Genomic DNA, 2,971 nt, shown 5'->3' with positions numbered 1-2,971 from the left:
GCTACGACCACCTGGCCGGCCGGCTGGGCGTCGCGGTCACCGAGGCGCTGCTCGATCGGCAGGCGCTGACCCGAACCGACGGCGTCGCGGGAACCGGACGCGCACAAGGAGATCCGATCTCGGCGCCGATGACCGACCACCCGTACCGCCTGGGCCCGAATGCCGAGCCCCTGTTCGCGGAGCTGGGCGTGGATCTGGACGCCGCGCGTTGCCGCCGCCGCCCGCTGCTGCGTTTCTGCGTCGACTGGAGTGAGCAACGCCATCATCTGAGCGGCGCGCTCGGCGCCGCGGTCCTGACCCGCATGGAAACCGCGGGCTGGGTGGAACGCCCCGGCGCCCGCCGCACGCTGCGATTGACCGACAGCGGAGCGCGGGTGCTGGACCGGGTGCTGGGTGTCGACCTCGCCGGTTAGCCCGGACGGGCTTCAGCCGTGCTCGACCGCGATCTTCATCCGATTGAGCGTGGTGGCCATGTCCTTGTGATTGCGCCGTCCGCGCGCCCACCCGAGCGCCGCCCAGTACAGCCGCAACGGCGCGATCGCCGCCAGTTCGAACGACTCGGTGACATCGGTGCCACCGTCGCGCGGTTCGAGCCGGTAACCCCACCTGTTGATACTCATCCCCCCGGGCCCGAGGACGGTGAAGGCGAATTCGCGGTCGGGATCGCACACCTCGACCCGGCAGGTGGTCCAGTACACCGGCCCCAACTGGTTGCGCCGCACATGCCCCCGGAACTTCGCCCCCACCGCGGGACCCGTTGCCCCGCCGACCCATTCGGCCTCGAACGTCTCCGGACTGAACTCGCCGATTCGGGTGACATCACTGACCAGCGCCCACACCCGCGCCGGCGACGCGGCCATGTGAACTGTTACCGAATCGCGCACGACATCTCTCCTTGCCGCTCGGCTCGTTGTTCGACCGTATCCCAGTCGAAGGGACGGCGGACGCGTTCGTACCTGGTCCGGATACAAGAAAACCCCGGTCGAAACCGGGGCTAACCTGTTCTTCGTTGGTGCGCGATACTGGGATTGAACCAGTGACCTCTTCCGTGTCAGGGAAGCGCTCTCCCGCTGAGCTAATCGCGCGTGGTTCGCCTACTAGAGGCGGCGACGGGAATCGAACCCGTGTGCACGGCTTTGCAGGCCGTTGCCTCACCACTCGGCCACACCGCCAACCAAGGCCGGGTTGGCCTTCGAGCGGATGACGGGATTCGAACCCGCGACCCTCACCTTGGCAAGGTGATGCGCTACCAACTGCGCTACATCCGCATGCTGCGTCTCCGGGGCTTTTCGGCCCCTTCCGGCTGCGAGAGAGAACATTAGCCCACAACCCGCGCGCTCAACAAATCGCCTGGTAGATGAGGGTAAAAGTGAATAACACGGGTGTGTTTCTCCGGGCGAGTGCGCCCCATCGGGTGACACCGGTGTGGTGGCCTGAGCGCGGTGTCCTTCCGGCGCCGCCGCCGACCCCCACCCGAACGGGTTACCGTTCGGTGCGGCGACTGCGGCCGCAGAGCCCAGTCGGCGCCCGCAGCGCGCTGCGGTTGACCGACCGCGGAGCGCGGGTACTGGACCGGGTGCCGGGTGTCGAGCGCGCCGGCTAGCCTGGGCCGGCGACGGGTCAGTCCGGTCGGCCTTCTCTCTGCGACGCAGGCGACCGCTGTGCGTCTCCGTCGGACGCGGCCCCGCCCGATGTCTCGCGATGCTTCCCGCCGGTAGGGCGCCGCCCGTGCGACGATCCGGCTCACACGAGACCTTCTGCGCCCGTTCACGTTCCGTCCACCGCCGGCCGACTGAAACCTCCAGGTCAGACCCCGATTTGGTGTGACCCCAGGGATGCGTGTTAAGGTTCCTTCTCGTTCGGAACGGCACTCCAACCGCCCCGAAATATCCCGGTCCCATAGCTCAGCGGGAGAGCGCTCGCCTCACACGCGAGAGGTCGCTGGTTCGAAACCAGCTGGGACCACTTTGTTTGCGCAGGTCACTCCGTTTTTATCTGTGTACTCAGCGATTCGTGCAACATGCGTGCAATTGGCAGGCATGGCCCTGGTGTCACCGGATCGGTGTCTTGTCGATCTCTTCGGCGCTGATGCATACCTGCCCGCAACTTGTACGCGGATAGTCCTCAATCGGCAATCCTTCGGCGGGCGGCGAGCCGACCGAGGTGGGCGCGCCGAGTCGCTGCGACGATCGAAATGTGGTGACGCTGGAAGTGGGACAGTGCGGTCGTAAGGCAACACGGATCCACTGCGCTGATGATCGAATACCGGCCGCTCGGCCGCGAAACTCTCCGGCCAGACGGCCGGCGCATCGTTATTCGACAACGATCCTTCCCGACAGCAGCCCCGCTGCCATCACACTGTCGCCCTTCCCCCTGTGACCGGCTTTCCCGGCCTCGGAGTACTACGGCGACTCCGCCACGCTCCGGGCCCATCAGCGGGCGTCACGCCTGCCCGTCGCCCGACCGGCTGCCGGATCGAAAAGGGCGGTCCCAGAACGCTTCCCACGTTCACTGATGATCTCCATGACGGCTTCGGTACCCAGCTGTATCCCGGGGGCATCGCCCGGACCGCACATCGCAGTCTTGGTTCCGGGCCTCCCGCCGCCCATCGGATAAAGACGACGAGAGAGAAAACCATAGGCTCGAGGCTTTCCAGCACCACAGCGCGGCCCATCCCCCAGATTCGGCATGGTCTTGTTCAGCTGCTTGTCGTCCGCGGCCTCGACCAGCTCATCGACCAGCGCGATGAGGAGGTGGGACTTGTCGGTGCCGCTGTCGCCGATCAGGCACAGCGGGAGGCCTTTGCGGACCCGGTCCTGGGTGCGAACAAGGGGCGCGGCCCGCGCACCACGTGCCCGGACCGACTCGCGAGCGCGCTCCGGACCTGGTGCACCGCCGCTTCACCATGCGGTCGCCGACCGGTCCTTCCGCAGAATCAGCAACGCGACGACCACGCTCAGTGCAAGGCACA

Annotated in this window: 1 protein-coding gene, 4 tRNA genes and 2 pseudogenes; 2 read left to right on the top strand and 5 right to left on the bottom strand. The window is 66.9% G+C overall.

Annotated features, from left to right (window positions below; all coding sequences use genetic code 11):
- Nucleotides 1-413, top strand: a pseudogene (locus tag ON23_RS28265) (transcriptional regulator); the annotation flags it as partial.
- Nucleotides 414-425: 12 nt separating this feature from the next.
- On the opposite strand, the gene ON23_RS28260 reads toward ON23_RS28265, so the two are convergent.
- The 4 genes from ON23_RS28260 to ON23_RS28245 form a co-directional block, all read right to left on the bottom strand.
- Nucleotides 426-884 carry an SRPBCC family protein gene (locus ON23_RS28260; RefSeq protein WP_086006995.1) on the bottom strand — a complete coding sequence of 153 codons (459 nt, stop codon included), beginning with the start codon at nucleotides 882-884 and terminating at the stop codon, nucleotides 426-428.
- 126 nt (nucleotides 885-1,010) lie between these two features.
- Nucleotides 1,011-1,085, bottom strand: a tRNA-Val gene (locus ON23_RS28255).
- 16 nt (nucleotides 1,086-1,101) lie between these two features.
- A tRNA-Cys gene (locus tag ON23_RS28250) sits at nucleotides 1,102-1,172 on the bottom strand.
- A gap of 23 nt (nucleotides 1,173-1,195) precedes the next feature.
- Nucleotides 1,196-1,268: transfer RNA gene (locus ON23_RS28245), tRNA-Gly, on the bottom strand.
- Nucleotides 1,269-1,893: 625 nt separating this feature from the next.
- On the opposite strand from ON23_RS28245, the gene ON23_RS28240 reads away from it, so the two are divergent.
- A tRNA-Val gene (locus tag ON23_RS28240) sits at nucleotides 1,894-1,965 on the top strand.
- 710 nt (nucleotides 1,966-2,675) lie between these two features.
- Here the strand turns inward: ON23_RS28240 and ON23_RS38975 are convergent.
- Nucleotides 2,676-2,810: pseudogene (locus tag ON23_RS38975) on the bottom strand (IS21-like element helper ATPase IstB); the annotation flags it as partial.
- Between the last annotated feature and the right edge of the window lie 161 nt (nucleotides 2,811-2,971).

It is taken from the genome of Nocardia cerradoensis NBRC 101014, from assembly GCF_000308535.1.
Taxonomy (GTDB): domain Bacteria; phylum Actinomycetota; class Actinomycetes; order Mycobacteriales; family Mycobacteriaceae; genus Nocardia; species Nocardia cerradoensis.
The sequence above is the reverse complement of the archived record's forward strand: the minus strand, read 5'-3'. Positions and strand labels throughout refer to the sequence as shown.